This window comes from Mesonia algae, assembly GCF_003253545.1.
Classification (GTDB): domain Bacteria; phylum Bacteroidota; class Bacteroidia; order Flavobacteriales; family Flavobacteriaceae; genus Mesonia; species Mesonia algae.
Genome location: NZ_QKYV01000002.1, coordinates 78007 through 101599 on the forward strand (window position 1 = coordinate 78007; position 23593 = coordinate 101599).

A 23593-nucleotide genomic window follows, 5' to 3' on the forward strand; every position below is an offset into this window, starting at 1 on the left:
AGATGAGAAAATTAGTCATACTGAACTTGATTCAGTATCACATCAGGTTGATAAAAGTTAAGTTGAATAAAAAAACAGGATGAGATTCCAGATCAAGTCTGGAATGACGAAATTTAAATATAACCTAGAGTACGTCATGCTGAACTTGATTCAGCATCTCATTTGAGTAAGGTTTTATGAAATAAGAACTCAGTACTCAATTCTAACTATCAATTACCAATAGAAAATGAAAATAGTCATTATTAATTACGGAGCAGGAAACATACAAAGTATAAAATTTGCTATTCAACGGCTAGGTTTTGAAGCAGTTTTATCTCATAATGTAGAAGAAATTCTGCAAGCAGATAAAGTGATATTTCCTGGAGTGGGAGAGGCAAGTAGCGCTATGCAAATGTTAAAGTCTACAGGTCTAGATAAAATTATACAACAGCTAAAACAACCCGTTTTAGGTATTTGTTTAGGGATGCAGTTAATGTGTAATTATTCGGAAGAAGGAGATACAAACGGACTTGGTATTTTTGATGTTAAAGTAAAACGTTTTTCAAACCAAGTAAAAGTTCCGCAAATTGGGTGGAACCAAATAAACAATTTAAAATCAGAGCTTTTTAAGGGTGTAAAAGAAAACGAGTTTATGTATTTAGTCCATAGTTTTTATGCTGAAAAATGTTCAGAAATGATTGCTGAAACTAATTATGATTTACCATACGCTTCGGCATTGAAAAAAGATAATTTTTACGGAGTTCAGTTTCACCCAGAGAAAAGTAGTAACGCTGGAGAAAAGATATTAGAGAATTTTTTGAATATAAATATTTGAACTGTTTAATTTTAAACTGAAATAACAAAAAGCGTCATGCTGAACTTGATTCAGCATCACATCATAATTATATTTTAATTAAATATAAAAGCTTAAACAAAATGAGAATAATTCCTGCCATAGATATTATAGACGGTAAATGTGTACGACTGTCAAAAGGAGATTATAACACTAAAAAAATATATAATGAAAGTCCGTTAGAGGTTGCAAAGCAATTTGAAGCACACGGAATTCAGCATTTACATTTAGTAGATTTAGATGGCGCTAAAAGTAAGCACATTGTAAATTATAAAATATTAGAACAAATTGCCTCTAAAACAAAAATGAATATTGATTTTGGTGGCGGACTAAAATCGGATGAAGATCTTAAAATTGCTTTTGAAAGTGGAGCAAAACAAATTACCGGAGGAAGTATTGCGGTTAAGGATAAAGTAATTTTTGAGAGTTGGATTGAAAAATATGGAGCCGAAAAAATAATTTTAGGGGCAGATGCTAAAGATGAAATGATTGCAGTTTCAGGTTGGCAAGAAGAGTCTAAAGAGGAGTTAATTCCTTTTATTCAATCTTACCAAGAAAAAGGAATTGAATACGTAATTTGTACTGATATTAGCAAAGATGGTATGTTAGAAGGTCCTTCTTTTGATTTGTATAAAAAAATATTAGAAGAAACTGTCACTTCAACCGGAGACAAGAAAATCAAATTAATAGCTTCAGGAGGGATTTCAACATTTGATGAGCTTCCTAAACTTGCAGAAATGGGCTGTGAAGGGACAATTATTGGTAAAGCCATCTATGAAAACAGAATCTCTTTAAAACAATTAGAAGATTACATATTAAACTACTAATAATAAAATTAGAAGTATAAATGTCATTTTAAGCGGAGTCGAGAAGTCTTTATGATTGATAAAAACAAGATGAGATCCTAGGTCAAGTCTGGAATGACGAAATTTAAAAATAACTAGAGTACGTCATGTTGAACTTGACTCAGCATTGCATCAACAGAGAAAATAGAACATTGAATACATTTCAATAAAAAAAATATATTATGCTTACCAAAAGAATAGTTCCTTGTCTAGATATTAAAAACGGAAGAACGGTAAAAGGCGTGAACTTTTTAGATTTACGGGATGCGGGAGATCCTGTAGAATTAGCTCAAATTTATGCTGAAAATGGAGCAGATGAGTTGGTTTTTTTGGATATATCTGCTACAGAAGAAAAACGAAAAACACTAGCTAATTTGGTACTTCACGTAGCAGAGAAAGTAAATATTCCGTTTACAGTTGGTGGAGGTATTTCTTCGGTAGAAGATGTAGATATTCTTTTGCAATCTGGAGCAGATAAAGTTTCTATTAATTCTTCCGCAGTAAAAAGACCAGATTTAATTAATGAGCTTTCAGCTAAATTTGGTAGTCAATGTGTGGTAGTAGCCATAGATGCAAAACAAGTTGATGACGAATGGATTGTGCATTTAGTTGGTGGTAAAGTACCTACTAAATTAAACTTATTTGATTGGGCAAAAGAAGTGGAAAAACGTGGAGCTGGTGAAATTTTATTCACTTCTATGAATAATGACGGAACTAAAAATGGATTTGCTAATGAAGCTTTGGCTAAACTATCTAATGAGTTGAATATACCTATTATTGCTTCTGGAGGTGCAGGAAATATGCAACATTTTGCAGATACATTTAAAGAAGGAAAAGCAGATGCAGCTTTAGCAGCAAGTGTATTTCATTTTAAAGAAATAGCAATACCAGAATTAAAAAGTTTTTTGAGTAAAGAAGGAGTCTTAGTAAGAAGATAAATTAATAGGATGTGTCATACTCAACAGGATTCAATATCACATTAAGATGACAAAAATATAAGGTTACGTCATGCTGAATTTATTTCAGCATCGCATTGAGAGAGAAAAAAGTTAAGTATTACGATTGCTGTACTGAATTTACTTCGGTATATCACGCATTAATAAAGCATCACAGAGATACTAATAAGATTCTGAAACAACTTCAGGATAATGAACAAATAATAAATTACTACCTCAAGCAAAGTCATGAGGTTGCATAAATTACAAAACAATGAATATAGATTTTAATAAAAACAATGACGGACTTGTGCCTGCGGTGATTCAAGACGCTAAAACCTTAAAAGTTTTGATGTTGGGGTATATGAATGAAGAAGCATTTTTAAAAACTAACGAATCTAAAAAAGTAACTTTTTATAGTAGAACTAAAAAACGTTTATGGACCAAAGGGGAAGAAAGTGGAAACTTTTTACAATTAGTAGACATCAAATTAGATTGTGATAATGATACGCTTTTAATACACGTAAACCCAGTAGGTCCTGTTTGTCATAAAGGAGATGATACTTGTTGGCAAGAGAAAAATAAACAAGACTATGGGTTTATTTCAGAATTAGAACAAATTATTGAAAACCGTAAAAATCAATCTACGCCAGACGATAGTTATGTAGCTTCACTTTTTGCTAAAGGGATGAATAAAATTGCGCAAAAAGTAGGGGAAGAGGCAGTAGAAGTAGTTATTGAAGCAAAAGATGATAATGAAAACCTGTTCTTAAATGAGTCAGCAGATTTATTATTTCATTATTTAATTTTATTAAAAGCAAAAGGCTATGAATTAAACGATATTGTAAAGGTTTTACAAAATAGACATTAATGAATATACATCGTAACAATTATAGGTTTGAAAGTGAGGTAGTTTTATTTATCAACGGACAATTTCCTGAAAAAATTCCGCAATTAACTCACTTTCAAAAAATATACTGTACTGACGGTGCTTATAAAAGTTTAAAAGCTAAAGGTATTCAGCCAGATGTAGTCTCTGGTGATTTTGATTCTATTGCAATTACTGAAATTTCTTCTGAAATAAAAATTATTGAAACGCCAGATCAAAATGCTACAGATTTTGAAAAAGCACTGAGAATCATTATTCAAGATGGTTTTAATAGTGTTTCTGTATTTGGTTGTAGCGGATTAGAACAAGACCACTTTCTAGGGAATTTAACCTCGATGTTAAAACATAAAGCGGAGATTAATATTAGGTGTTTTGATGATTACGGATTTTATTTTTTTGCTGAAAAACATACACTTTTAGAAGGATTTAAAACAGAAATATTTTCTCTTTATCCATTTCCAGAAACAAATAACGTTACTTCTACTGGTGTAAAATATCCATTATCTAATGAAGATTTAAGTATAACTACCAAAATAGGCACTCGTAATACTATTATAGAAAATACTGCCACGGTAAGTTTTGAAGAAGGTAATTTGTTACTTTTTGTTCAAGATCAATCAAAGTAAATTCTCATCGTCATAGGGTATTTGATTCAGCATCCCATACCGCTGAGTAATTTCAATACAAAAAATGAAGAAGTATGATGAGATCCCAAATCAAGTTTGGGATGACGATAATTCAAATACAAAGTAAATTCTCATCGTCATGCTGAACTTGATTCAGCATCACATCAAAATAATAAAAGTGATTGTCTGCAAACCTGTATGTGATCCCTAAATCAAGTTAGGGATGACTTTTGGCTTTTTTTATTGTAGTTAATTTTGATTAATTTCATTTTGATATTTCTTCACAGAAAATAATTTATAATGAAAACTTCCTATGTTTATATAATGACTAATGAATATAGAACTACACTCTATATTGGTGTTACATCTAATTTAAGCAAACGAATAACAGAGCACCAATTAGGTAAAGCTTCTTTATTTACTGCAAAATATAACTTGAAGTATTTAATTTATTTCGAAGAATTTTTAGACATTCAAGAAGCGATAAAAAGAGAGAAACAACTGAAAAGTTGGAAAAAGAATTGGAAAATTGATTTGGTTAAAAAACTAAACCCTGAATTAAAAACAATTGAACTAACCTAACCGAATGAGATCCCAGATCAAGTCTGGGATGACGATATGTAGAAGGCAAAATTAATTCTTTAGTCATGCTGAACTTGATTCAGCATCGCATCAAAATAATAAAAGTGATTGTCTGCAAACTTGTATGTGATCCCAAATCAAGTTTGGGGTGACGATAATTCAAAAGAAGAATAAGTTTTATAACTTTGAAGAAAAACACTTGTTATGAAATCTATACCCCAAGAAGCACTCCCATTTCTACTTCAGCTGCAAAATAATAACAATAGAGACTGGTTTGATGAGCATAAACCCAAATTCAAATCTATTGAAGCAGAAATGAAAGAATTCTATAAAGAAATTGAATTTCAACTAAATCAGCATGATCAAATTGAAAAAACAAAAGCTTTTAGAATTTATAGAGATGTTCGTTTTTCTAAAGATAAAACTCCATATAAAACTAATTTTGGCGCTAGTTTTACTCGTAAAAAACCAGAATTAAGAGGTGGGTATTACGTACATATTCAGCCAGATAATAAGTCTTTTATTGCTGTAGGTTTTTGGAATCCGGCTAAAGAAGATTTATACCGAATTAGAAAAGAGGTAGAAACGGATGCAGAAGAGATAAAAGAAATTCTTCAGCAAAAAGAATTAAAAAAGTTTTGGGGTAAAGTAGAAGGGGAGCGTTTAAAAACAGCACCTAAAGGTTTTGATAAATCGCATCCAGATATTGATTTATTGAATTTAAAACAATGGACATTTACTAAAAAGTTTAACGATAAGGAGGTACTGGAGCCGAAGTTTGCTAGTACCGTTAATGATCATTTTAAAGCAATAAAACCATTTTTTAATTATATGAGTAGTGTTTTAACTACAGATTTAAACGGAGTTTCTTTAATTGATTAATCTATTTCTTTACGTTTAAAGAATTCATGATTTCTGCTGCGGTACTTTTCCATTCTGATAAAATTTCTTCAGAACAATTAAAAGTACAAAGTAATAGTTTATCGTTTAAATTGGTAAAGAAAATTAAATTATAAATATTGGTGTCAGCTGCTGGAGTAATTAGTTCTAAATAACCTACATTTTGTCCGTTTATATTTCTTATACCTTGATCTTTCCATTCTGAAGAAGGATAAAATGATTTGAAAGTCTTAACAAATGTATTTTTATATGTTTCAATAAGCTCTTGGTTAGCAGGGCTTGGTGTTAAATTAAATGCTACATTTATATTTCCTTTTTCATTAGAATATGCCAATGTTGGTCTTCTAGATAAGGGATATTTTATTTTGAGGAGTTCTTCAGACATTACTTCAAAACCAACTGGGACTTTAATTTGCAGTTTATCTTCGAACAAAGAAATTTCTTTAAGTTGATGAATTTGAGCAGATATGGTATATGCTGGAATAACTAAAAAACAAAAGACTAGTGATTTGAAATATTTCATTAGAAGAGGGATGCTAATTAAAAATGATGGCTTGTAAATATAAAATTCGGAAATAATAAGATGTCCATCATATCATTATTTCCGAATTCACAAAAATAGACTTTTAAATCAAAAACTATTCTTCAAACAAATTAGAAGAAAGATAACGGTCTCCACGATCACAAACAATAGATACTACCACACCTTCTTCCATAGTATCTATAAGTTTTAATGCTGCTGCTGCTGCACCGCCGCTACTCATACCTGCAAAAATCCCTTCTTCTTTTGCTAAGCGTTTGGTCATTGCTCTAGCTTCCTTTTCACTAATTTCAATTACTTGATCTACTTTTTTAGGATTAAAAATTTTAGGTAAATATTCTGTTGGCCATTTTCTAATTCCAGGAATCTTAGAATTATCTGTAGGTTGTACGCCAATAATTTGAATAGCTTCGTTTTGTTCTTTTAAATAAGTAGAAGTCCCCATAATAGTACCTGTAGTACCCATAGAGGAGACAAAATGAGTTATTTTTTGGTTAGTATCTCTCCAAATTTCTGGTCCGGTGGTTTTGTAATGCGCTTTCCAATTGTCATTATTTGCAAATTGATTTAAACCTACATAGCCTTCATTTTTCACTTTATTTTCAGCATAATCACGAGAACCCATAATTCCAGTTTCACTAGAAGTTAAAGTCACTTTTGCACCATAAGCACGCATAGTTTGTATACGCTCTTTGGTAGAATTTTCTGGCATGACTAACTCTATATTTAGATTAAAAAGTTTTGCAATAAGTGCCAGTGCAATACCTGTATTACCACTAGTGGCTTCAATAAGTTTCGAGTCTTCGTTAATATCGCCACGCTCTAAAGCACTTTTAATCATATTATAAGCAGGACGGTCTTTTACACTTCCGCCAGGATTATTTCCTTCCAACTTAAAAAATAACTTTACATTTTTATTTTTCACTAAGTTTTGTGCTTCCGCTAAAGGAGTGTTTCCTATTAAATCTAATATACTACTCATAATTTTGTCTAATTTTAATTTCAGGACTGTGCGTGACTAAAGAATTTTCAGGAATAGAAGAAGTAATCCATACATTTCCACCAATAATGCTGTTTTTTCCGACAATAGTCTTTCCTCCTAATATGGTTGCATTTGCATAAATAGTCACATTATTTTCTACTGTAGGATGTCTTTTCGTGTTTTTTAAATTCTTTTCTACATATAATGCGCCTAAAGTTACTCCTTGATAAATTTTTACGTTATTTTTAATTTCGGCAGTTTCACCAATCACGATACCTGTCGCGTGGTCTATAAAAAATGATGTACCTATAGTTGCTCCAGGATGAATATCTACACCCGTTAAACGATGAGCATATTCTGTCATCATTCTTGGGACTAACGGAAAACCAGCTTCATGAAACTCGTGAGCAAAACGATAGATAGCTACAGCAAAAAAACCAGGATAACTTAAGTAAACCTCTTCTATAGAATTAGAAGCAGGGTCGTTAGTAAAAATAGCTTCTGCATCTTTGTTTAATTTACATAACAACTCGGGTAATTTAGCTAGATAATTGTCCCAGAGTTTAAAACAAGGTTTCTCAAGATCCCAACAAGCTAAATCTACTAGCGTTTCAAAATCTTTTTCTAACTCTTCTAAATTTTTTGCAACGGGAATTTCAGCATCAAAAAGCGTGTGAAATAATTTATTGGTAAAACTTTCAGTAGAAGTTTTAAGTCGGAATTTTAAATGCGGTACCTTCTTCTGATTCTCTATTTGTTGAATGACTTCTTCTTTGTTCATATATTACTGATTACAAAAACTAAATTATGAATATTGATCTTGTTAATCCTTATTATAAAGAAATAAATGCATTAATGAGTTAGCTTAGACGAAAAATTGATTTTATATTGACATTTTCCAATAAGTATTTATTTTTAAGATAAAAGATATGCAAAGAATTAGGTTTTACTACCTTATTAAACTTCAATATTTAGGTTTTCGTTACCACGGTTGGCAAAAACAACCCGATGTAAATACAGTAGAAAGAATGGTAGAAAGAACCATCTCTTATGTTTTAGAGCGCAAAAAATTTAAACTTATTGCTGCAGGAAGAACAGATGCTAAAGTTTCTGTAAATCAGACTTATGTGGAGTTGTTTGTAGATAATGAACCGTTGAATATTGAGGGATTTTTTCCATTATTAAATCAAAATCTACCACCAGATATAAGAGCTTTAGCAGTAACAGAAACCACTAAAGATTTTAATATTATAAACCATCCTAAACAAAAAGAGTATTTGTATTTTTTTGCGTTTGCAGAAAAGTTTCATCCCTTTTGTGCTCCATTTATGGTGTTTATGAAAGAAGATTTGAATATTGAATTAATGAAAAAGGGAGCAAAGCTTTTTGAAGGAGAACATGATTTTTGGTCTTATGCATACAAACCAAAACCAGAAACGCAAACACAAGGTAAGATAGATGAGTGTGAAATTGTAGAAAATGATATTTACACGGCTAATTTTTTTCCGAAGAAAAGTTATGTGTTAAAAGTGAGAGGAAAAGGCTTTAAACGTCATCAAATACGTTTAATGATGGGTACATTATTTGATTTAGGTAGAGGTCTAGTTACTTTAGAATTTATACAATCTACGCTAAATGCGGAAAATAAAATTAAGTTAGAACATATAGCACAACCATCGGGCTTGATATTGAATAAAGTAGATTTAGATGACTAACTTTGTAATCAATTTTTTTATAAATCCTAAATTTATCTACGTTTGAAAGCTACTAAAATTGCTAAATACGGTTCTCTTTATTTTACGCTTGCTATTGTTTTAGTGTTAGTTGGTTTATTTTTTATCTATCCACCTTTTCAAGACTCAATGAAAGAGCTTTGGAATGCATTAATGTCAGGTAATCAACAGGAGATTTCATCTGTAATAAAAAGTTTTGGTGCTTGGGGTATTGCAGCGATTATTCTTATCATAATTTTACAAATGTTCCTAGTGGTTATACCTTCTTGGTTACCAATGATAGCTGCTGCTTTAGTATATGGAACCTTTTCTTCTATTTTAATTTCTTCTACGGGAGTTTTTCTAGCCTCTACAATAGGTTATTCTTTAGGTATTAGCCTTAGTGAGAATGCATTACATAAATTTATAAGTGATAAAACTTTTGATAAACTTAATTATTGGGTTTCTCACTATGGGTTTTTGAGTATTGTTTTATTTAGAGTTTCTCCTTTTTTATCTAATGACGCCATTAGCGTATTAGCAGGTGGGCTAAAAATGAATTATATAAAATTTATTACAGCAACCATGATTGGTATTGTGCCACTAGCTACAGCTATTGCCTTTTTTGCTAGTGATATTGAAACTTTAAAAACAGGTCTTTATTGGATTGGTGGAGCTGGAATTGTATTTTATGGAATTTTCGTATTCATAGATCATAAAAAAAGAAAAGGATAACCAACTTTTTTCAACCTTCAATTTCCCTAGGTTTATTGAATTTTTTGTCCCTGTGTGGTAAACGATAAGCCTTGCTGACTTGTAGTCGAAATCATAACGCCCTCAAACAAAGGCTCGGGAGAAGTGCTAGGAATAGACCATTCAAAAATAAAATTACCTCCTGTGCCTCCTAAATCTTCTTTTTCATTAATTACAATCTCGATAGTTTCCATTGGTTTTAAATACACTGTTTTATTTATATAAGAACTTACCATTTTTCCTTCCGTAGAGTAATGATCTGCTTTACTTATAAAAAGAGTATCTTTTAAACTCGTATTCCTCATACTAACCGTAGCCGTAAGATTATTTTTTTTATGTTCAGATAGACTGTAAATTTGAGAGTATAGAGACAGATAAGTAATTCCAGTATTCATTAAAGAATCTGTGAGAGGTTGGCTACTAATTCTTTCTTGCCACTCAAAAGATCTTACTTCACTTTCATTTTGTTCTTGTTTGCAAGAAAAAAAAAGGAATATGACTCCTATATAACATAAAGCAATTGCACTATTTTTCATAAATGAATATTAGTTAAAGCCATTTTTTTCTTTTAAAATACCAAAGTAGCCCAAAGAAAACGATTAACATAGCGGCCCACAGGTAAAAATAACCATATTTTAACTGAAGCTCTGGAATATATTCAAAATTCATCCCATAAATTCCAGCCATAAAAGTTAACGGAATAAAAATACTTGCCATAATTGTAAGCACCTTCATCACTTCGTTCATTTTATTACTTATAGTGGTCATATACATATCCATTAAGCCCCAAGTCATTTCGCGATAGATCTCAATATTTTCAGAAACCTGAATAATATGATCGTATAAATCTCTTAAATAATGGTTCGTTTTCTCTTGGATTAATGGATGCTCTCCTTTTTCTAAACGATTTATTACTTCCCTTAACGGATATATAGCGCGTCTAATACGTATAATTTCTTTTTTTAAATCTTGGATATCTTGAGTTATAGTTTCTTCAGGATCATCAAGAAAAAGGCTATCTTCTAATTCTTCAATTTTATCACCCATGGTTTCAATAATGATAAAATAATTATCAATTATAGCATCTATAAAGGTGTAAGTGAGGTAATCTGGTCCAGAATTTCTAATTCTCCCTTTTGCATTTTTTATACGATCTCGAACACCATCAAATACATCTCCATCTGCCTCTTGAAAAGTGAGTACATACTTTTCTCCTAGAACAATACTCATATGTTCTTTAATCAATTCACCATCTTCAGCATAATACATCATTTTAAGAACCATAAAAATATATGTATCATACTCATCAATTTTAGGACGCTGTTGTGTATTTACTATATCTTCTAGAATTAAAGGATGTAATCCATAAAACTTTCCAAGTTGTTCAATTTCTTCAGTAGCATTAAGACCATTGACATTTACCCACGTAATATCTTCCGAATCTCTATATTGAAAAACTTCATTAATATTATTGGTATGTTTAACCTCATGTTTCTCTTTATTATAATCAATAATCTCTAAAGAAGTTGACGTATTTTCTTTACTACCTACATAGATAACCTGTCCGGGAACTTGATTAACAGATGTGTTTTTAACCTTTACCGGTTTATTCTTTTTCTTTTTTCTTCTCATAATTTATGCAACAGAAGACGTAGGCTCTAATAACTGAATACTATCTATCACTCGTTTTTTTACTAAGTTCATCATGCGTTTGTTTAATGCTGAAGAGTTTTGAGTGTACAATTCATATTCTTCAATCGTAAATTGACCAATGATAATACCTTTCAAACTGTTTCTAAATTTAATATCTTTTTGAATAGCGTTTTCTATATAAGTTATTCTTTTTTCTAAAGATATTTGATAAAAAACATTTTTATGTTTTCTAATATAATTTTTAAAAACCTCAATAATTAAATAATGCTGTAATTTAATCACAGGACGCAAAGTTTTGTTTTGAAAACTCTCATCAAATGAAACACTGTTATGTCGTTGAATACCTTCAATAACAGGCCTTACCTCTAATAAACCTAAATCTCGCTGACTCATAATTAATCGATTTTTATTAAAATTACAAATCAAACTCTTCCCATATGTTAAATTCCTAATAGGTTATTCACTATTTGTCCACAAAATGAATAGTTAAAGTAGTCTTAATAAAATAGCCATCTATGACACTATTCTTAATTTTATAGGCAAAGAATATATTAAATTATGATTAAGTCTATCAATCCATATACTAACGAAATCATTGAAAAATTTAAACAAGATTCAAAGAGTAGCGTTAATAAAAAAGTAAAATTAGCTGATAAAACTTTTCAAACTTGGAGTAGAACCAATTTTGAGAGAAAAAAAACTTTAATGCTTCAGTTAGCTAAAGAATTAAAGCAAAATAAAAAGGATTATGCATTAGCTATCACTCGAGAAATGGGTAAACCCATAACCCAGGCAATCGCCGAAATAGAAAAATGTGCTTGGTTGTGTGAATATTACGCAAACAATGCAGAATCTCAATTACAGTCACAAGAAATAAAAACTGATGCATCAAAATCTTATGTAAGGTTTGATCCACTAGGGGTAATATTTGCAGTAATGCCTTGGAATTACCCTTTTTGGCAAGTTTTTAGATTTGCTGTACCTTCATTAATGGCAGGAAATGTTTGTTTACTCAAACATTCTAGTAATGTTATGCGTAGTGCAGAAAACATACAACAAGCATTTAAAAATGCAGGTTTTCCTGAAGGTTGCTTTCAAAACTTAATTATTAAAAGTAGTAAAGTTGAAGATGTAATTAGAAATAAAAGGGTAAAAGCAGTTACTCTTACTGGTAGTAAACCTGCAGGAAGTTCGGTTGCTTCTATTGCTGCAGAAGAAATAAAAAAATCTGTATTAGAATTAGGAGGTAGTAATGCATTAGTGGTATTTGAAGATGCCGATATTGATAAAACTATAAAAGCTTGTGTACAAGCAAGATTTCAAAACACAGGTCAAAGTTGCATTGCAGGTAAGAGATTATTAATTCACGAATCAATTTACCTAAAGTTTATAGAGAGTTTTATAACCGAGGTAAGAGAACTTAAAAGCGGAAACCCAGAAGAAGAGGATACCTATATTGGTGTAATGGCGACAGAAGAATTGGCTAAAGAACTAGAAGAGCAATTAAAATCTTCTATAGATAAAGGAGCCAAAGTGATACTAGGAGGGAAGCGAAACAAAGCATATTTTGAGCCTACAGTCGTTATTAATGTAAATAAAAAATCTCCTATTTTTGAAGAAGAAACTTTTGGCCCAGTCATGGCAGTAACTTCTTTTAAAACAGATATGGAAGCGTTAGATTTAGTGAATCGTTCTAAATTCGGGTTAGGAGTATCTATCTTTACGGAAGATCTAGAACGTGCTAAAGCAATGATACCGCAAATTGAAGACGGAGCTGTATTTATTAATGAATTAGTAAAAAGCGATCCTCGTTTGCCTTTCGGCGGAACAAAAGAGTCAGGTTTTGGTCGAGAATTGTCTTCTTTCGGAATTCATGAATTTATAAATAAAAAAACTGTTTATATTAAATAAGTATTTCTAACTGATTATTAGTAGGTTAAAATTAAAAACAAATATTTATTAAAATTAACACATTCAAAAGCTTGATTTTTTTAAAACTATTAATATATTTGCACCGCCTTAGGGCATAAGGGTCGCATAGCTCAGCTGGATAGAGCACCTGCCTTCTAAGCAGGCGGTCCCAGGTTCGAATCCTGGTGCGATCACTTATTAAACTTAAAACCCCTTGATTTTCAAGGGGTTTTTTAGTTTAAAAACTACTCTTTCTTATTTTAAAGCTACATAATCATCTTAATGAGTTTTAAATTTTTCTGATTTTCGGAAAGTGCACATTTTTTTATCTATAATGATGAACTCTTAAAGAATTGTTTAATAACATTTTATTAGGAAAAAGCGCTAATGTTCTTTCTATCTTTAAAATAAAAAAACTATGTCAAATTTATTTAAGACTACCAATCCAGCAACCGAAGAGGTATTAGAAACTTACGAGTATATGTCCTCAAAAGAAATGGAGGATGCTATTGAAAGTTGTCATGAAGCCTTTTTAGAATGGAAAAAGAAATTACCAGAAGAAAGAGCTTCATATATCAAGAAAGTAGGAGAATCACTAAAAAACCACAAAGAGGAGTTGACTCAGTTAATGACCAATGAAATGGGGAAACTTCTCAAGCAAAGTAAGCAAGAAGTAGATCTTTGCGCCCAAATTTGTGATTGGACTGCAGAAAACGGTCCTGAAAATCTCAAAGATGAAGAAAAAGAACTTCCCAATGGAGGAAAGGGAGTAATCACTTATTCGCCTATTGGCGTTATTTACGGAATTCAACCTTGGAACTTTCCCGTTTACCAAGTAGTGCGTTACGCAATCGCTAACCTTATGGCGGGTAACGGAGTTTTATTAAAACATGCGGCTAATGTAACTGGAACAGGGTTATTATTGGAGAAAGTATTTGCAGAAGCAGGATTACCTAAGAACCTTTTTAAAGTCCTCGTAATTGACCACGATGCTTCAGATAATGTTATAAAAAATAAAAGGGTTAGAGGAGTTACTTTAACAGGAAGTCCAGATGCAGGAAAAGTTATTGGAGAAAAAGCAGGAGCAGAATTGAAGAAAACAGTCTTAGAATTAGGATCTAATGACGCATATGTTGTCTTAAAAGATGCCGATATCGAAACAGCGGTTAAAGCCTGTGTAAATGGAAGAATTTACAACAATGGTGAGACTTGTGTAGCAGCAAAACGTTTTGTTATTGTAGAAGAAGTTTACGAAGAGTTTAGGGACGCCTATGTAGAGAAAATGAAGTCTATTAAAGCAGGAGATCCAAACGATAAAGATTCAAAAATCGGTCCTATGGCTCGCAAAGATTTAAGAGAAAAACTTCACGATCAAGTAGAGAAAAGTGTGGAAAACGGAGCTAAAGTTTTATGTGGAGGAGAAATTCCAGACCAAAAAGGATATTATTATCCAGCTACTGTTTTAGAAAATGTTGCTTCAGGACAACCAGCTTATGATGATGAATTATTTGGTCCAGTAGCTTCTTTAATTAAAGTGAAAGACGAAGAAGAAGCTTTCAAAGTAGCTAACGATAGTAGATTTGGGTTAGGCGGTGGAATCTTTACAAAAGATGAATCTCGAGCATTTGAACTTGCTAAAAATCATTTTGATACTGGTATGGTGTTTATTAACTCTTTTGGTTTAGCACAACCCAATATGCCTTTCGGCGGAGTAAAAGATTCGGGTTATGGAAGAGAGCATGGAGGTTTTGGAATGAAAGAATTTGTGAATGCAAAAGCAATGATGAGCTTAAATTCATAAATTATTTAAAGGGAAATTAAATATAAACCTTTAAATAATATTTAAAAAAAGCTACATATTAATTTATGTAGCTTTTTTATTCTAATAGCTCTACCGCTTCTTTAATTAACGTTTTAGATTCTTCCGTAAAGGAAATTTCTCTATTTGAAAAAGTAACATCGGTTCGATAAAGAGGAAACTGAGTAATAATGTTCGCTTTCATAGCCTTTAAAGAACTAAGTAGAGATTGCATCGCAAATTTTCCACGTGGTTCATACGGTGTAAATGTCATCGCAATTATTTTTTTACTTTCAAATTCTCCTGAATGCGTGCACCATTCTATCATATTTTTTAAAACAGCTGGTATATTGTGAGTATATTCAGGGGTACTAAGAATTATAGCATCATTATGTATAAGCTCTTTTTTAAAATTAAGAACAGATTTTGGTATACCATTCTCCAAACGTTGAGGTGTAAATAAGGGAAACTCAGACAAATTCTCTATTATTTTCATTGAATGTTTTTCATTGATTTCATTTTGTATAGCTTTCAGTAAATAAAAATTACTACTCTGTAAACTTGCTGACCCCGAAATCCCTAAAATTTTCATGACTTATATTCTATATGAAGTTAAAAAAGGCTTAATGCTCAATCTGTTGAATTTAATAATTTGTAAATTTAAAAGTCAACTTCAAAGACTGCTTCAAACCGATTAAATTTAAACATTGCTATGAAAGAAACCATCCAAAACTTAAAAAAACAATTAAAAACTTCTAAAGGAGAGCTAAACTTCATCAGTCTTGAAAAGCTTAGTAAAGAATTTCCCAAGATTGAAAAACTTCCCTTTTCCATAAAAATTCTATTAGAAAATGCTTTACGGAATTATGATGGCTTTTTAGTAGATGATGATCATATCAAAAATCTTATTAACTGGAATCCAAAAGGAAGTGAAAACGCAGTACCATATAAGCCGGCTCGCGTTTTAATGCAAGACTTTACAGGAGTTCCGGCAGTCGTAGATATTGCAGCCATAAGGTCTGAAGCTATCCGTAAAGGTAAAGATGGTTCTAAGATTAATCCTAAAGTACCTGTAGATTTAGTGATAGACCATTCGGTTCAAGTAGATTTCTTCGGTACGGACTATGCTTATAAGAAAAATGTTGAATACGAATATAAAAGAAACAAAGAACGTTACGAAGTATTAAAGTGGGCTCAAAATGCTTTTGAAAATTTCACGGTTGTCCCTCCAGGAATGGGAATTTGTCACCAAGTAAACTTAGAATACTTGGCAAAAGGAGTGGTAGAAAGAGATGGGTGGGCATTTCCCGATAGTTTGGTAGGAACAGATTCTCACACTCCTATGGTAAATGGTATAGGTGTTGTTGGTTGGGGAGTTGGAGGAATAGAAGCAGAAGCTGCACTTTTAGGTCAGCCTATTTACTTTACCACCCCAAAAGTGATTGGTTTGGAGTTGACAGGTAAACTGCCAGAAGGAATTACAGCTACCGATATGGTTTTAGAAATTACTAATAAGTTACGATCTTATGGAGTAGTGGGAGATTTTGTTGAAGTTTTTGGAGATGGTTTAGATCACCTTTCGGTTCCTGATAGAGCTACAATTTCTAATATGTCTCCAGAATTTGGTTGCACGGTAACTTATTTTCCTATAGATGATCAAACCATTCGCTATATGGAAAAAACCAATAGAGATGAAGAGCAATTAGAGTTGGTTGAAACTTACTGTAAAGAAAACTTGCTTTGGCGAACTGGAAAAGAAAATATTGAGTATTCAGATGTATTGATGGTAGATTTATCAAGTTTAGAGCCTTCAGTATCTGGACCAAAACGTCCGCAAGATAAAATATTAGTTAAAAAACTTAAAGATCAATTTAGCAATTTACTTAGTGAAGTTCACGGCAGAGATTATTTACCACGAGAGAAAAGAGAATTATGGTACGATGAGGGAGGTAGCGGAACAGAGTTACATCAAGATGAAGAAGGTGCAAAAGGACAACAAAAGGAGGAAGATGTTGAGGTAGAAGTAGAACGAAATGAGTTACAATCAGTTCGCATTAAGCGAGAAAATGAAGAATATTTATTAAGTGATGGTTCAATTGTAGTAGCTGCCATTACATCGTGTACCAACACCTCAAATCCATCGGTAATGTTAGGAGCAGGTTTGGTAGCTCGCAAAGCTATAGAAAAAGGAATAGATGTAAAACCTTGGGTGAAAACATCGTTAGCACCAGGTTCTAAAGTAGTAACAAACTACTTAAAAAGGGCAGGACTTTTAAAAGATTTAGAAGCCTTGAGATTTCATGTGGTAGGGTATGGTTGTACCACCTGTATAGGAAATTCGGGGCCTCTACCAACCCATATTGAAAAAGCAATTGATAAAAGTGACTTGGTAGTATCTTCCGTCTTAAGCGGAAATAGAAACTTTGAAGCTCGTATTCATCCTAAAATTCAAATGAACTTTTTAGCTTCTCCAATGTTGGTGGTGGCTTATGCTATTGCTGGTAGGGTAGATATTAATTTAATGGAAGAACCCTTGGCAACCGATGCGAATGGGCAAGATGTTTTTCTCAAAGATATTTGGCCGACACAAGGCGAAATCCAAGAAGCGATAGAATCTGCTACCAGTAAAGAAGATTATGAACACGAATATAAAGTAATTTTTGACGGGGAAGAACAGTGGAAAAAATTAGAAGCACCTAAAAGTTTGGATTATCAATGGAAAGAAGATTCTACGTACATTAAAGAAATTCCTTTTTTTAAAGACATAAGTGAAAACCCTGAAGCTATGCAAAACATTAAAAATGCAAGGGTTCTTATGAAGTTGGGAGATTCGGTTACTACAGATCATATTTCACCTGCTGGCGCTTTCGCGGAAGACAGTCCCGCTGGGAAATATTTAAAATCTAAAGGAGTGGAAAAAGGAATGTTTAACTCTTACGGTTCACGTAGAGGAAATCATGAAGTGATGATGCGCGGAACTTTTGCTAACGTGCGAATAAATAATGAAATAGCTAGTAGACAAGGAGGTTATACGCATTATTATCCTGAGGACAAAGAAATGACCGTTTATGATGCTGCTATGAAATATCAAGAAAGTAAAACTCCTTTGGTTGTTTTAGCAGGAACAGAATATGGTTCTGGTTCTTCTCGAGATTGGGCTGCGAAAGGAACCGATTTACTCGGAGTAAAAGCTGTCATTGCAGCATCATATGAAAGAATTCATCGATCTAACTTAGTAGGTTTGGGGGTTCTACCTTTAGAGTTTAAAGAAAATGAAAATGCTAAATCCTTAGGATTAAGCGGAGAAGAAACTTTTGATATTGTAGGGATTGAAGATGGCTTAACGCCAGGAAAAGAGTTGAGTGTTATCGCAAGAAATACAAATGGTGAAGAAACTCAATTTAAAGTAATTACCCGGTTAGATTCTCAAATAGAAATTGAATATGTAAAACACGGAGGAATACTTCAATACGTTTTAAGACAGTTTCTAGAAGAATAAACCCGATAAAGATTTTGTCACTTAATTTTATAAAAGAGCAAGCTTTTAAAGCTTGCTCTTTTTTTGATTATAATTTTAAATCCGTTAAGAAAAAATAAAAGAACATTACATTAAGAATACCTTTTAGGGAATTAGCTAGATATAAAATGTACTTTAATAATTATTTAAAATTAATCTAAATAATAGTTGTTTGTTATGAATACTATAATATTTTTGCAGGCTATAAAACTTCAGAAACAAATAAAATTTAGCGTGATTTCTTACAGCTTTAAATAGGATAGGTATGATAAAGAAGAAAAAATATACTTTTAAAAAATTTATAAATGATGTTCATTTATGGTTGGGAGTAGGAAGTGGAATTATACTTTTTTTAGTTTGCCTTAGCGGAACTTTACTGGTTTTTGAAAACGAAATCAAAGACGTATTTAAAGAAAAGCTTACCATAAACCCTGCTGAAAGTGAAGTGCAATCTATCACACAATTAAGTCAGAAATTAAGTGTAAACGGAGAAGTAAAACGTTTAACCATCCCAGTAGAAAAAGATGCGCTTTATGAGTTTAATATCAAAACTTCACCAGAAGATCGCCGCGGTACCACTTTTCTAGTCAATCCATATACCAGCGAAACCCTACTGCCTAAAAAAACAAGTTTAGACGAGTTTTTCTCTACGATGTTTAAAATGCATCGTTGGTTATTATTGGATGTTCCAGTGGGAAGACCTATAGTTGGTATTGCCACCATTATATTTTTAGTCCTTTCGGTTACTGGAATTATTTTATGGTTTCCAAAAAAATATAAATGGAAGAACTTTAAACCTGGGTTTAAAATTAAATTTTCAGCCAACTGGAAGCGTATTAATCATGATTTACATAATACTTTAGGATTTTATGCCTGTATTTTTATAATAATTATGGCTTTAACAGGTTTAAACTGGTCTTTTGATTGGTATAGAGAAGGTGCAAGTGATGTAATAGAAGCAAAGATTTTTGATAGAGGAGGAGGACCAAAATTTAAATCATCTATACCAAAAAATGAGAAAAGTGTAGAAGAACTAATAGAAATTTCTTCACAAGAATTAAATTATTCTGGAAAGTTAAGAATTACATTTCCTGCTACCTCAAATGATATAATAGAGATTCGAAAGTACAATTCAAACAATTTTTCTCCAGTAACTTCAGATCAACTAATTTTAGACAGAGATGGAAAAGTTCTGCATAAAGAGATCTTCAATGAAAAGCCTTTAAATGTGCAATTAGCATCTGTAATTAAACCCTTACATACGGGAGAAATTTATGGTTCTTTCTCTAAAATAATTTATTTTATAACTTGTTTAATCGCTACAAGTTTGCCCGTTACCGGAACTATTATTTGGTTGAATAAATTAAAGAAGAAAAAAAAGAAATCTTAATAGATATAAAAAAAGCTTCAGGTAAAACCTGAAGCTTTTTTTATATCTATAGATTAGAATCTAAATCCTAATGTAAAAATAAGCCTATTATCTTCATCACTTAAATAATAACCAACATTAGCGGTAAATGCATTAAATCCGTTAAGGAATACTGAACCACCATAACTGGTATGTATTTTATTGGAGTCTTCTCCTTCAACCCAAACTCTACCATAATCAAAACCTCCAGTTACTCCTAATCTAATAGGAACAAAATTGGTTCTAAACTTGGTAATCCCTACACGTAAATCTGTACTGTGAAAGAAAGATGTCTCTCCTAAAAATCGATCGTTTCTAAATCCGCGTAAGCTTTCATTTCCTCCTACACTTGCAGCGTGATAAAATTCATAATCTTCACCCAAATCACCTAATATAAAATCGGCACTCGCACGTGTTGCTATGGTTGCTGCTCCACTTTCGTGAATAGGATATACAAATGAAACTGTTGGGTTTAAATAGGTAAATTGGTTATCATAATCTTCGTTTATACTCGATTTGTAACCTGCCTTTAAGTCTAGTTCCATTCCTCTTCTTGGGTAACCAATAAGGCTTCCTTTGTTGTTGAAATTAAATCCAACTTCTGCTCCTGCGTACATTTGCTTTTCGAAGATGTCGTTATTTTCATCGTAAAAATTACTTACAAAATCATTAAATGAATTATCTACTTCGTAAGACTCTATACTTGGCTTAAAATAAGCTTTCATAGTTGAGTTTTTTCTATAAATTAAAGACGGAGCAACATGCCATTGTTTGATAGGTACTCGGTTAAAATCTTTATCAATATCGTTATCATAACTTGTTCCATTTCCTACTCCAAAAAAGTTTATAGCGTAGTTAGCGCTTGTATATTTAGCATCTAACCCTAAATTCCAATTGTAGAAAATATGTGCGAACTCTCCGTAATAGTTAAATTCAAAACCTTGAGTTGCAGAAAAATAATTAGCACTTAATGTATGTTGTGTACTAAATGGATTTCTAGCTAAACCGTAGGTAGTAAAAGTATTTGATAAACCTACTTTAAAACCAGCATCTGGATCAAATCCTAAGCTAGGTAATACCACATTACTCGAATACTTTTTTCTGGTAGGGTCGTAATTATTAATTTCATAAGAGTCGGTTAATCTTTTTGATCCTACATTTTTAAAGGTGTTATTTTTTGATTTGTAATCGTAAACTTTAGTTTTAGCTTTTCTATCAAAATCATAGATATCATTTTCTTCTCCACCTAATATTTTCAATTTTATGGGGTTATTTCCGTCTCCTTCAACTTTGAATTCGTCATCTCCATCTAATCCATATACCCAAATTTCTTTGGTCTCTTTTGCGTCATATTCATTAGAGAAAATAACTTCATTATCTTCTTCAATTTCAATTTTTGTAATACCGTTATCTTTTCTTGTAATAAGAAACTTATTGTCTTCATTTGTTCCTATTACCGTTTCAAACTTTTTAAAATATGTGAAATAATCTTTAGTAATATCTACGATATTTTCTCTTCTTAATTTAAGAGTTTTCTTAATTTGATCAATAGTTTCATCTTGCGTATCTTTAGGTAATTCCGCGAAAGCGTTATCTATATCTTCATCACTTAAATTATTTTGAATATATAGCGCCTGCTTTTTCCAGTCTTCCCAGCTTGAGGTATTAATGAAGTTTTTATCTAAAGGATATCCCGCCAAGTTGAACCATTTTGTGTTTTTAATTGTAGGTTCATAATTTTGCATTACTCTTAAGGCTGGGACACCAATTTTTAATAGAGAAATAATAGGCCCGTCATACTTAGGAAACGCTTGATCACGATCTCTTGGTATAGGTTTATATATATCTTTACCATCTTCTTCGAACTTAGACCATCTCCATTGGTCTTGGTGTCTATCCCAATCTCCAATTAACATATCAAAAATACGAGCTTTGATATACTCATCTTCATCAATTCTAGCGTCTTTGTTATCTTGAATTTCCAAAAGCATGTCTGAAGTGCTAATGATATCATCTGAGTTTCCAAAGGTTTCAAAATCTTTGTTTTCATCTCCTACGTGCTCTTCTAGCATATATAACTTATCTCCATATGATTCGTTAAATCTACCTAATGCTTTTTGTTTAGGAACGTAAACGACTTTAGGATTTGCATGATAAATATTTAAATTCTTTGATAATCCATTTACAGCAAAGGGAGCGTAAGGATGTGCAGTTGTGTAAAAATCTAAAACGATATCTTCTGCTAAGGTATTTCTCATATAATCTACCACATAATGGTCTTGTATAGTAGACTGAATAAATCTTACTGCACTTTTGCGTAATTCTCTAATGTTATATTCACGCCCTTCGTCATTAGCTATTCTTAAAGTTCTAGATTGGTTTCCTCCTCCAGCTCTAGAAGCTTTCATATTGTTAGGTAAAGTATCTATAAATAATACAGGAGCTTCAATTTTTTTACTATAAACATCTCGGTAATGATCTCCCCAAGCCCATTCGTGAAAATTAGACTTATCGGTTTCCTCTTCTGTATAAATTGAAGCTTTATAAGTAGATCCAAATTCGTCTTTAGTATGATAATCGAAGTCTTCTAATTTTCCTTTTTTTCTAGTAATTTCTTTGGTATAAACTAAAGTAGATTTACCGTCTTGGACTTCATACATTTCTACAAGAGAATTACCGTCTTTATATGCTATTAATTTAGCAAACCCATTTTTATTACTTGCGAAATATCCTTTATCTTCTTCTGGTCTTGTTTTTTCAATTTTTCCTGAAGCACCACTAATAATTTGTGGGATTCCATCATCTACTAAATATTGAAGGTTTTTATGGGCACCTGAAACAAAAATTACATCTTCAAACTGGCTAGCCAAACTCTCTAATCTTCCTACTAACTCTTGCATTTGAGTATTATAATATGCCTGATTAGAAAAACCACCCATTCTACCAAAAAATCCTTTTCTATTAGCACTTAAAACAGGGTGGTGAATTGCAACAATTATTGTTTTATTTTGCTCATCTTTTAACTCGTCTTTAAATTGTGCAAAAAACTGCTCTCTGGTTTTGAGTTCACATTTGTTGTTTAAATAAGGATAATCATCCCAATTTTCTATATACCATTGAGAATCTATCATTACCAGTTCTACCTCATCACTTAAAGATTCACGTTCGATGGGACAACCATCATTGGGCCAAAACTCAGACTTGCTATTGTCTTGTAAAAAAGACTCTAAATCGTCTATGTTTTTATGTCCGCCTTTATTCCATTCATTTTTTCCTGGTGTAAAGATTACATTTCCGTTAAAATTTTTAAGAGGATTTAAAAGACTGTTGGTTAAAAAGTCTTCTTCTTTCTTTCTATCTTTTTTATTTTTAGGATATCCATCCTTTCTAGTAATATTTCCTATCACTACGATAGCTGCATCTTTATCCTGTTGAGAAGATTTTACAATTTCGCTAAGGATTTCATCGGTTTTTGATTCTTTTTCCAAGCCTGTATTAGCAGTGAAATAGATAGTTTTAGAAACTTCTTGATCCTTTTCCTGTGCAAATGCACTAAAAGTAAAGAAGAATAAAATACTAGAAAAAATCAATAAAAATTTAGGATTTTCTTTGATTTGAGTAAAGTAATTTCGCATAGTTTATGATTATGGTCTTTTGTTTAGTGAGCTAAAATTCATGAAAATATTTAAGATGTAATTTTTTTTAACTC

General features: G+C 31.8%; 21 protein-coding genes and 1 tRNA gene. 14 read left to right on the forward strand and 8 right to left on the reverse strand.

Translation table 11 applies throughout. The features are described from left to right. Positions 1 to 226: 226 nt before the first annotated feature. From hisH to LX95_RS03585, 7 genes are all read left to right on the forward strand, one after another. Positions 227 to 814: an imidazole glycerol phosphate synthase subunit HisH gene (gene hisH, locus LX95_RS03555; protein WP_111540067.1), complete on the forward strand. Its 588-nt coding sequence runs from the start codon at positions 227 to 229 to the stop codon at positions 812 to 814. Positions 815 to 915: 101 nt separating this feature from the next. After that, a complete protein-coding gene (gene hisA / locus LX95_RS03560; RefSeq protein WP_111540068.1) occupies positions 916 to 1659 on the forward strand; it encodes a 1-(5-phosphoribosyl)-5-[(5-phosphoribosylamino)methylideneamino]imidazole-4-carboxamide isomerase in 744 nt (247 codons plus the stop codon). A 200-nt stretch (positions 1660 to 1859) separates the two neighbouring features. Further along, a complete protein-coding gene (gene hisF / locus LX95_RS03565) occupies positions 1860 to 2615 on the forward strand; it encodes an imidazole glycerol phosphate synthase subunit HisF (RefSeq protein WP_111540069.1) in 756 nt (251 codons plus the stop codon). 271 nt (positions 2616 to 2886) lie between these two features. Beyond that, on the forward strand, positions 2887 to 3483 hold the full coding sequence (gene hisIE / locus LX95_RS03570; RefSeq protein WP_111540070.1) for a bifunctional phosphoribosyl-AMP cyclohydrolase/phosphoribosyl-ATP diphosphatase HisIE: 597 nt from the start codon (positions 2887 to 2889) through the stop codon (positions 3481 to 3483). After that, positions 3483 to 4127: a thiamine diphosphokinase gene (locus LX95_RS03575; RefSeq protein WP_111540071.1), complete on the forward strand. Its 645-nt coding sequence runs from the start codon at positions 3483 to 3485 to the stop codon at positions 4125 to 4127. Before hisIE ends, LX95_RS03575 begins: the two co-directional genes overlap by 1 nt. A 300-nt stretch (positions 4128 to 4427) precedes the next feature. Next, positions 4428 to 4709, forward strand: a complete 282-nt coding sequence (locus tag LX95_RS03580; protein WP_111540072.1) for a GIY-YIG nuclease family protein — start codon at positions 4428 to 4430, stop codon at positions 4707 to 4709. A gap of 204 nt (positions 4710 to 4913) precedes the next feature. Next, positions 4914 to 5591 carry a DUF2461 domain-containing protein gene (locus LX95_RS03585; protein ID WP_111540073.1) on the forward strand — a complete coding sequence of 226 codons (678 nt, stop codon included), beginning with the start codon at positions 4914 to 4916 and terminating at the stop codon, positions 5589 to 5591. A gap of 1 nt (position 5592) precedes the next feature. Here LX95_RS03585 and LX95_RS03590 read toward each other — a convergent pair whose 3' ends face one another. The 3 genes from LX95_RS03590 to epsC all read right to left on the reverse strand — a co-directional run bounded on the left by LX95_RS03590 (position 5593) and on the right by epsC (position 7913). Next, positions 5593 to 6132 (reverse strand): hypothetical protein, encoded by a 540-nt coding sequence (locus tag LX95_RS03590; protein ID WP_111540074.1) that lies wholly within the window; start codon positions 6130 to 6132, stop codon positions 5593 to 5595. A 115-nt stretch (positions 6133 to 6247) separates the two neighbouring features. Further along, positions 6248 to 7135 (reverse strand): cysteine synthase CysM, encoded by an 888-nt coding sequence (gene cysM / locus LX95_RS03595; RefSeq protein ID WP_211307640.1) that lies wholly within the window; start codon positions 7133 to 7135, stop codon positions 6248 to 6250. After that, positions 7125 to 7913, reverse strand: a complete 789-nt coding sequence (epsC, locus tag LX95_RS03600) for a serine O-acetyltransferase EpsC (protein ID WP_111540076.1) — start codon at positions 7911 to 7913, stop codon at positions 7125 to 7127. The genes cysM and epsC overlap by 11 nt, the downstream gene beginning before the upstream one ends. Before the next feature lie 148 nt (positions 7914 to 8061). Between epsC and LX95_RS03605 the strand changes: the two genes are divergently transcribed. Together LX95_RS03605 and LX95_RS03610 are read left to right on the forward strand one after the other, a co-directional pair. Next, on the forward strand, positions 8062 to 8847 hold the full coding sequence (locus LX95_RS03605) for a tRNA pseudouridine synthase A (RefSeq protein ID WP_111540077.1): 786 nt from the start codon (positions 8062 to 8064) through the stop codon (positions 8845 to 8847). Positions 8848 to 8889: 42 nt separating this feature from the next. Continuing rightward, entirely contained in the window at positions 8890 to 9579 is a 690-nt protein-coding gene (locus LX95_RS03610; protein ID WP_111540078.1) for a TVP38/TMEM64 family protein, read from the forward strand. Between the two features lie 32 nt (positions 9580 to 9611). Here LX95_RS03610 and LX95_RS03615 read toward each other — a convergent pair whose 3' ends face one another. From LX95_RS03615 to LX95_RS03625, 3 genes are read right to left on the reverse strand one after another with little or no spacing between them, the layout of a single operon-like run. Beyond that, positions 9612 to 10133 carry a DUF3124 domain-containing protein gene (locus LX95_RS03615; protein ID WP_111540079.1) on the reverse strand — a complete coding sequence of 174 codons (522 nt, stop codon included), beginning with the start codon at positions 10131 to 10133 and terminating at the stop codon, positions 9612 to 9614. Between the two features lie 13 nt (positions 10134 to 10146). Next, positions 10147 to 11229, reverse strand: coding sequence for a magnesium/cobalt transporter CorA (gene corA, locus LX95_RS03620; protein WP_111540080.1), 1083 nt, complete (start codon positions 11227 to 11229; stop codon positions 10147 to 10149). A gap of 3 nt (positions 11230 to 11232) precedes the next feature. After that, the gene (locus tag LX95_RS03625) at positions 11233 to 11643 is read right to left on the reverse strand and encodes a glyoxalase (RefSeq protein WP_111540081.1); all 411 of its coding nucleotides are present in this window, start codon (positions 11641 to 11643) and stop codon (positions 11233 to 11235) included. A 165-nt stretch (positions 11644 to 11808) separates the two neighbouring features. On the opposite strand from LX95_RS03625, the gene LX95_RS03630 reads away from it, so the two are divergent. The 3 genes from LX95_RS03630 (at position 11809) to LX95_RS03640 (ending at position 14962) form a co-directional block, all read left to right on the forward strand. Next, positions 11809 to 13161, forward strand: coding sequence for an NAD-dependent succinate-semialdehyde dehydrogenase (locus tag LX95_RS03630; RefSeq protein WP_111540082.1), 1353 nt, complete (start codon positions 11809 to 11811; stop codon positions 13159 to 13161). A gap of 120 nt (positions 13162 to 13281) precedes the next feature. Then, positions 13282 to 13355: transfer RNA gene (locus LX95_RS03635), tRNA-Arg, on the forward strand. 224 nt (positions 13356 to 13579) lie between these two features. Continuing rightward, positions 13580 to 14962, forward strand: coding sequence for an NAD-dependent succinate-semialdehyde dehydrogenase (locus LX95_RS03640; RefSeq protein WP_111540083.1), 1383 nt, complete (start codon positions 13580 to 13582; stop codon positions 14960 to 14962). Positions 14963 to 15038: 76 nt separating this feature from the next. Here the strand turns inward: LX95_RS03640 and LX95_RS03645 are convergent, their stop codons facing one another. Next, a complete protein-coding gene (locus tag LX95_RS03645; protein WP_111540084.1) occupies positions 15039 to 15551 on the reverse strand; it encodes an NADPH-dependent FMN reductase in 513 nt (170 codons plus the stop codon). Between the two features lie 120 nt (positions 15552 to 15671). Here LX95_RS03645 and acnA point away from each other — a divergent pair, with 120 nt between their 5' ends. Both acnA and LX95_RS03655 read left to right on the forward strand, forming a co-directional pair. Then, positions 15672 to 18458, forward strand: a complete 2787-nt coding sequence (acnA, locus tag LX95_RS03650) for an aconitate hydratase AcnA (RefSeq protein ID WP_111540085.1) — start codon at positions 15672 to 15674, stop codon at positions 18456 to 18458. Positions 18459 to 18741: 283 nt separating this feature from the next. Continuing rightward, a complete protein-coding gene (locus LX95_RS03655) occupies positions 18742 to 19866 on the forward strand; it encodes a PepSY-associated TM helix domain-containing protein (protein ID WP_111540086.1) in 1125 nt (374 codons plus the stop codon). Between the two features lie 53 nt (positions 19867 to 19919). Here LX95_RS03655 and LX95_RS03660 read toward each other — a convergent pair whose 3' ends face one another. After that, a complete protein-coding gene (locus LX95_RS03660) occupies positions 19920 to 23519 on the reverse strand; it encodes a metallophosphoesterase family protein (RefSeq protein ID WP_111540087.1) in 3600 nt (1199 codons plus the stop codon). Positions 23520 to 23593: the final 74 nt, after the last annotated feature.